The sequence below is a fragment of the Nocardia mangyaensis genome, from assembly GCF_001886715.1.
Classification (GTDB): Bacteria; Actinomycetota; Actinomycetes; order Mycobacteriales; family Mycobacteriaceae; genus Nocardia; species Nocardia mangyaensis.
Genome location: NZ_CP018082.1, coordinates 7,303,131 through 7,310,115, shown reverse-complemented (window position 1 = coordinate 7,310,115; position 6,985 = coordinate 7,303,131). Strand labels below are relative to the sequence as shown.

At 66.6% G+C, this 6,985-nt stretch carries 7 protein-coding genes; 6 read left to right on the top strand and 1 reads right to left on the bottom strand.

Annotated features, from left to right (window positions below; genetic code table 11):
* Positions 1-634: 634 nt before the first annotated feature.
* Complete coding sequence (dnaA, locus tag BOX37_RS33115) at positions 635-2,836, bottom strand: chromosomal replication initiator protein DnaA (RefSeq protein WP_071931044.1); 2,202 nt, start codon at positions 2,834-2,836, stop codon at positions 635-637.
* Between the two features lie 655 nt (positions 2,837-3,491).
* Between dnaA and rpmH the strand changes: the two genes are divergently transcribed.
* The 6 genes from rpmH to rsmG all read left to right on the top strand — a co-directional run bounded on the left by rpmH (position 3,492) and on the right by rsmG (position 6,953).
* A complete protein-coding gene (rpmH, locus tag BOX37_RS33110; RefSeq protein WP_071932098.1) occupies positions 3,492-3,635 on the top strand; it encodes a 50S ribosomal protein L34 in 144 nt (47 codons plus the stop codon).
* 22 nt (positions 3,636-3,657) lie between these two features.
* Positions 3,658-4,077, top strand: a complete 420-nt coding sequence (gene rnpA, locus BOX37_RS33105) for a ribonuclease P protein component (protein WP_071931043.1) — start codon at positions 3,658-3,660, stop codon at positions 4,075-4,077.
* Positions 4,074-4,448, top strand: coding sequence for a membrane protein insertion efficiency factor YidD (gene yidD / locus BOX37_RS33100; RefSeq protein WP_071931042.1), 375 nt, complete (start codon positions 4,074-4,076; stop codon positions 4,446-4,448). Before rnpA ends, yidD begins: the two co-directional genes overlap by 4 nt.
* 4 nt (positions 4,449-4,452) lie before the next feature.
* Complete coding sequence (yidC, locus tag BOX37_RS33095) at positions 4,453-5,529, top strand: membrane protein insertase YidC (protein WP_071931041.1); 1,077 nt, start codon at positions 4,453-4,455, stop codon at positions 5,527-5,529.
* A 25-nt stretch (positions 5,530-5,554) separates the two neighbouring features.
* Positions 5,555-6,088 (top strand): Jag family protein, encoded by a 534-nt coding sequence (locus BOX37_RS33090; protein WP_071931040.1) that lies wholly within the window; start codon positions 5,555-5,557, stop codon positions 6,086-6,088.
* Positions 6,089-6,197: 109 nt separating this feature from the next.
* A complete protein-coding gene (gene rsmG / locus BOX37_RS33085; RefSeq protein WP_071931039.1) occupies positions 6,198-6,953 on the top strand; it encodes a 16S rRNA (guanine(527)-N(7))-methyltransferase RsmG in 756 nt (251 codons plus the stop codon).
* The last annotated feature ends 32 nt before the right edge of the window (positions 6,954-6,985 follow it).

Here is a 6,985-nt window from a genome sequence, read left to right as displayed (position 1 = left end):
CGGCGAATCCCGGTGTCCTCGACCGCCCCTCTTCTCCTTGCTGCCTGTGAGTGAACGACCGACCGAGCCGAGCCTGCCGATCCGACTTTCCACACACCTTGTTTTCAAGAGATCTCTCTCAGAAGGAGAACTGAAGTAGTAGTAGGCACTGTGGAATCTGTGGACTTCCCTCGAATCCGCAGGTCAGAGACCGAGTCGGCATGGGGATGACCGTGGAGTGACTCGAGGATGAATCCGGGGCGTCTGTGGACGGACGAAGTTGTCCCAGATCCATCCTCGAGTTGTCCTCGAGTTGTTCCACCGGATTCACCCGGTTGTTCACACACGGTGCCACCCTGGTGGCAACCCGGTGGATTCCTCGAGGACTCCACACGAATTCCTCGAGGAATCCACAGGCCGGATTCGACAGCGGCGCAGGTCAGTATGCCCATGTGCCTGTGAGCGGAGCGACCTGTGGACGATGTGGACAACTCCCTGTGAGCGAATACTCCCCACTCGGTCCCCAGGCCCTGTGCGCGAACCGGTGCACAACCGGTGGATTCCTCGAGGATTCCACAGGGAGTCCTCGAGGAATCCACAGGGCAAAAAAGAACACCGCCCCAGGTCAGGGCGGTGTTCGGGGTTGGGGATGAAATCAGCGCGAACGTTGCTTGATCCGGGCTGTGAGTTCTTGCACCTGGTCGTAGACGCGACGGCGCTCGGTCATCTCCTTGCGCACCTTCTTCTCCGCGTACATCACTGTGGTGTGGTCCCGGCCGAACGCCTGCCCGATCTTGGGCAGCGACAGATCGGTGAGCTCACGACACAGGTACATCGCGATCTGGCGGGCCTGTGCCAACGGACGCGCCTTGCCGGGCCCGGTCAGCTCCTCCAGCGTCGTATTGAAGTACTCCGCGGTCACGGCCATGATCGTGGCCGCATTGATCTCCAGCGCGGCGGTGTCGGGCATGAGATCGCGCAGCACCACCTCGGCCAGCGAGAGATCCAACGGCTGACCGTTGAGCGAGGCGAAGGCCGTCACCCGGATCAGCGCGCCCTCGAGCTCACGGATATTGCGCTCCACCCGGCTGGCGATCAGCTCGAGCACGTCGTGCGGCACGTCGAGCCGGTCCATCCGCGCCTTCTTGCGCAGGATCGCGATCCGGGTCTCGAGCTCGGGCGGCTGCACATCGGTGATCAGGCCCCACTCGAAGCGGGTCCGCAGCCGTTCCTCCAGCGTCGCCAGCTGCTTGGGCGGGCGATCCGAGGACACCACGATCTGCTTGTTGGCGTTGTGCAGGGTGTTGAAGGTGTGGAAGAACTCCTCCTGGATGCCTTCCTTGCCCTCGATGAACTGGATGTCGTCGACCAGCAGGATGTCGGTCTCGCGGTAGCGGCGCTTGAACGCGACCTTGCGGTCGTCGCGCAGGCTGTTGATGAAGTCGTTGGTGAACTCCTCGGTGGAGACGTACTTCACTCGCATCCCGGGGAAAAGCCGCTGCGCGTAGTGACCCGCCGCGTGCAGCAGGTGGGTCTTGCCAAGACCCGAGGCGCCCCAGACGAACAGCGGATTGTAGGCCCGCGCCGGTGCCTCCGCGATGGCGACCGCGGCCGCGTGCGCGAACCGGTTGGACGCGCCGATCACGAACGTCTCGAAGGTGTACTTGGCGTTCAGGCTCGCCGAAGACGAACTCTGTGGCGGCGCCTCGGGCGACTTGCTGAAGTAGGTCGGCCAGTTGTTTCGGGCATCGACCACGGGCTCGTCGTCGGTGGAGTCGGCGCCCGGCTGGCCCGGGAACGGCTTGTCCTGCGCCTCGGCAGCCGGTTCCTCGGCACGCGCGGCCAGCGGCTCCTCGGTCTGCGGTCCACGGCCCCGGCTCGGCGCGCGCGGCGGCGGGTCGGGGGTGAACAGCGATTCCTGCCCGGGCGGGATGTGCTCGCGACGCGGGGCACCGCCCTGCTCGCGGCGCATGGGCGGCGCAGACTCGGACGGGCGTTGCTCGGGGCGTCCGCCCCGGAACTCGCCGCGTCCGCCGAACTCCCCGTTGACGTAGTCGGTGACCGGGTACGCGGCGGTCGGCTCGAAATCGGAGCCGGGGAACTGCGTGTGTTCGCCCTGGTATTCCGTGGGCTGGGGGTACTCGGGGGCCTGCTGGTACTCCGGCTGCTGGGAGTACTCGGGCGGCTGGGCGTAGTCCGACTCGGCCGGATACTCGCGGTGGCCGGAATCACGCGGCCCGGAGTCTCGGTGGCCGGGGTACTCGGTCCGTTCGCCGTATTCGCCACCCTGTGCCGGGTACTCGCGGCCGCCGTAGCTGTTGCCGTAGTCACCGCCTGCCGGGTACTCGGCGGCGGCGGGATAGTCGTTGCCGTAGTCACCGTTCTGCGCGGGATACTCGCCCGCCCCGTAGCGCGGCCTGCCGTACTCACCACGGGCGGCGTAGTCGGGAACGCTGAAATCGGGGCCGGGATAGCCGGCGGGCGGGCGCACCTGTTCGCGCGGCCGCTCCGGCCTGCTCGTCATCCTGGCGTGCCGGGGCGAACTGCCTGCCCGCTCCCCCGCGGCCGGGCTCGGCGCGGCGATGCGAACACCGAGACCTTCCACCTGCGGGCCGAGTCGGCGGCCCAGCGACCGGAGGATGGGCTCGCGCAGATCCCGCTCGATCGCCTCCTGGGCCAGCGAGGACGGCACCGACAGCAACGCGAAGCCCTGCGCCACGGTGAGCGGTTTGACCAGCTTCAGCCAGGCCTGCTGCGCGCGGCTCACCGCCGGGATCGCACCGTCGGCCGAGCCGGTGGTGAGCTCGGCGACCACCTCCGGCCATACGGTGGCCAGCACGTTCTGCTCGTCGTCCATGCAGCGTCCTCCCCGGACCGGTTTGTTGGGGCCCACGACCTGGCGAGCACGCTCAGAAACCGCCCTTGACCAGGCGGGATTCAGTGATCCTGCGTACAACCGAAGCCGGTTCGAACGCCGTGCGGTCCCAGAGTCGGCGACTGCGGCGCGGGCACCGTCGGCCCTACGAATATGCCACTCCGGCCGTCTGTCCACACAATTATCCACAGATGTGGACAAACCTGGGGATAGAGGAATTCTGCCACCGTGTGGCAGTGAATGGGGGCTGGACCTGCGGTTCTTCAGCAATCCCCCGGCTACAGAGGCTAGCTGGCCTCGTCGCACAAGGCTAGTGGTGTGGACGAACTCACGAAAATCCGCCCGCTGCGTCACTACATCCCGGGCGTGTCGTCCCAGGTCGGGCCGGTTCGGGGCGCCGAGGCAGGGTCCGGTAACCTGGAGCGGTGCCTGGCGCACGTGCCTGGGGGCCGAGTTTGACCCCGCGTAGCGGTATCAGTACCCTCGTACAGTCACCCCTTGGCGCGGTGGCGGCTGTGTGCTGCACGTCGATCGCCAAGGCTATCTGCGTGTAGACCGCGGTCGCTGCGCAGGCATCCGATTCACCGAACAGACTTCGGGTACCGCATGGTGCCCACCAACTCGAGGAGTGTTGACCGTGGCCAAGGGCAAGCGGACGTTCCAGCCGAACAACCGTCGTCGGGCGCGCGTGCACGGCTTCCGCCTCCGGATGCGGACCCGTGCGGGCCGCGCCATCGTTTCGGCGCGTCGCCGTAAGGGCCGTTCCGAACTGACTGCCTGATCGCGCGTAGTCGGACGCTCGGGTGTTGCCTGAGCCGTATCGGTTGCACCACCGTGCCGAATTCTCCCGCACGGTGCGCCGCGGTCAGCGAATCGGGAGGCGAGATCTCGTCGTACACGCGTTCACGCACAGGTACGACGAGATCGCCGACGGCGATTCCCTGGTCCGCGTAGGCGGTCCACGGTTCGGACTGATTGTCAGCAAGGCGGTGGGTAACGCGGTGGTTCGCCACTACGTCGCCCGCCGCCTGCGTCATATGTGCGCCCAGGTGGTCGACGAGTTGCCGGTCGGTACCGATGTCGTGATCCGGGCCCTGCCCGGCGCTGCCTCTGCCGACTCCGCCGAGTTGCTGCGCCAGCTGCGCACCGGACTGCGCAAGCTGGGCTTGCGTCAGGCTCCGGAGCCCGCGCTCGGTCGCACCCCGGTCGGTGACCGGAGATGAGGACTCTCGCCCGGCTACCCGCGAACGCGCTGATCTTCCTGATCGAGCTGTACCGGAACTATGTCTCCCCTACCCGGATGCCGATCTGCCGGTTCACCCCCACCTGCAGTGAGTACGCGGTGACCGCCTTGCGAACCCGCGGGCTGGTGATCGGCTCGGTGCTGACGGTCGTGCGCTTGGCCAAATGCGCACCCTGGCACCCTGGGGGGTGGGATCCCGTGCCGGCGCGCGGGTCGAATGCTCGCATGAGAGGTGAGCGGCCGCAGGCGGAAGCGGAGTGTGACCACGGAGGCCGCCCGAGCATGCGCAATGGATACTGCAAAAAGTCATCGCCCGCGTTGATCGGCGATACGAACGACGGGAGTACCTAGAGCCGTGCTCGACATCATCTATTGGCCGGTATCCGCGATTCTGTGGTTCTGGCACAAAGCCTTCGGCTTTGTGCTCGGAGCCGACAGCGGTCTCACCTGGACCCTCTCCGTGGTGTTCCTGGTCTTCACCCTGCGGCTTGTGCTGTACAAGCCGTTCGTGAAGCAGGTCCGCACCACCAAGCAGATGCAGGAGCTGCAGCCCCAGATCAAGGAGTTGCAGAAGAAGTACAAGAACGACCGCGAGACCATGGCGCGGGAGATGCAGAAGCTGCAGAAGGAACACGGCTTCAACCCGCTGATGGGCTGCCTGCCGGTCCTGGTGCAGGTGCCGGTGTTCCTCGGTCTGTTCCACGTGCTGCGCTCGTTCAACCGCACCGGCCACGGCTTCGGCCAGCTCGGCCTGTCCGCTGAGGAGAACGCCAACCTCGGCAACTACATCTTCAGCGCGACCGACGTCCAGTCGTTCCTGAGCGCCCGAATCTTCGGTGCGCCGATCGCGGCGTTCATCACGGCGCCCACCAACGAACTCCAGGCCTTCGCCGATTGGGGTGGCACGCCGAGCCGGATGAGTATCGCGCTGGTCGCGATCCCGCTGATGATCATCGCCGGTGTGGCCACGCACTTCAACGCCCGCGCCTCGGTCCAGCGCCAGACCCCGGAGGCCGCGGCCAACCCGCAGGCCGCCATCATGAACAAGCTCTCGCTCTGGGTGTTCCCGCTCGGTGTGATGGTCGGTGGCCCGTTCCTGATGATCGGCATCCTGATCTACTGGGTGGCCAACAACGTCTGGACCTACGGGCAGCAGCATCTGGTGTTCGGCCGGATGGAGAAGGAAGAAGAAGAGAAGAAGGCCAAGAAGCTGGAGCAGCGCGCGCAGAACGCGCCCAAGCCCGGCGCCAAGCCGGTCGACGTCCGTAAGAAGCAGGACGCTCCGGCCGAGGACTCGGCCTCGACGAACGGCACCGCCGCGAGCAACGGCACCCCGAAGCAGTCGGCCAAGCAGGGTGGCGGTCACAAGCGCCCCGGCGGTCAGAAGCGGCCGGGTAACCGCGGCCGGGCGAACCAGAAGCGCAAGCGCTGAGCGGCGATCGGATAGAGGGAATCCAATGACTGTTGAGACCGAGACCGACGGAGGGGACGCCACTGTGGCGACGACTGTTGACGTCGTGAACGACGCCGAAGAAGCGTTGATCGAAGAGGGCGAGATCGCTGGCGACTACCTCGAGCAGCTACTCGACGTGCTCGACTTCGACGGCGATATCGACCTCGACGTCGAAGGCGACCGCGCCATCGTGAGCATTGACGGCGGCCGCGATCTGACCAAGCTCGTCGGCCGCAACGGTGAAGTGCTCGACGCGCTGCAGGAATTGACTCGGCTGGCCGTGCAGCAGACAACGGGGGTCCGCAGCCGATTGATGCTCGACGTGGCGGGCTGGCGCGCCCAGCGTCGCACCGATCTGAGCGAGCTCGGTGTGGCCGCGGCTACACGGGTGCTGGAATCGGGCGCGCCCGAAGCGCTGTCGGCGATGACTCCGTTCGAGCGCAAGATCGTGCACGACGCCGTCGCCGATATCGATGGTGTGGCGAGTGAGAGCGAAGGTGTCGAGCCGAATCGTCATGTGGTGGTCGTGCCCGAGTAGGCTGACATCCGCCCGGCGCGACACCGCCCACGAATGATGTGATTAGGGCCTCCGGTCTCGGACCGGGGGCCTTATTCATGCCCGACGCGATTGATCACCACTCGGAAGGATGTTTCACGTGGAACGAGAACTGGGTGCGCTGTCCGCCGAGCTGGAACCACCCGCCGCCGCTGCCCGACTGTTCGGCGAGCGCCTCGACCTCGCCCGTCGCTACTGCGCAGCCCTGGCTACCGCCGGCGTGGAGCGCGGTCTGATCGGCCCGCGGGAGGTCCCCCGACTGTGGGAGCGACACATCCTCAATTGCGCCGTGATCGGCGAGCTGATCGATGAGGGCACCACGGTCGTCGACATCGGCAGCGGCGCCGGACTCCCCGGCATCCCGTTGGCCATCGCGCGGCCGGACCTTCGCATCACTCTCGTGGAACCGCTGCTGCGGCGGACCGTCTTCCTGAGTGAGTTCATCGAGGCCGCCGGATTGGACGTGACCGTGGTGCGCGGGCGGGCCGAGCAATCCGGGGTGATCAAGGAAGCGGGGGGCGCGGATGTCGTCACCTCGCGTGCTGTCGCGCCACTCGCCAAACTCGCACACTGGTCGCTGCCGCTGTTGCGCGACCACGGACGGATGCTCGCGCTCAAGGGAACCAGCGCTGCCGAGGAACTCGAGCGCGATGGAGCCGAACTGATTCGCGACGGCGCCACCGATCTTCGTGTTGTCGGCTGCGGTGCGGGCATCGTGGAAATCCCGACGCTCGTCATCAGCGCCGAACTCCTCCCCCGTGCCGAGCGGCCCACCCGTCGTAGCGAGCGCAAGGCGGCCGGCGTGGAGAAGAAGGCGCGGAAGCGTAGGGAATCCGGAAGTTCGTGATCGGCGTGTGCGAGAGCGCTTTTCCCTTTTCG

Bases quoted from the DNA above. Each gene is read 5' to 3' on its own strand.
- rsmG (WP_071931039.1), top strand. From the start codon at position 6,198: ATGTTTCACGTGGAACGAGAACTGGGTGCGCTGTCCGCCGAGCTGGAA.
- yidD (WP_071931042.1), top strand. From the start codon at position 4,074: ATGAGGACTCTCGCCCGGCTACCCGCGAACGCGCTGATCTTCCTGATC.
- dnaA (WP_071931044.1), bottom strand. From the start codon at position 2,836: ATGGACGACGAGCAGAACGTGCTGGCCACCGTATGGCCGGAGGTGGTC.
- BOX37_RS33090 (WP_071931040.1), top strand. From the start codon at position 5,555: ATGACTGTTGAGACCGAGACCGACGGAGGGGACGCCACTGTGGCGACG.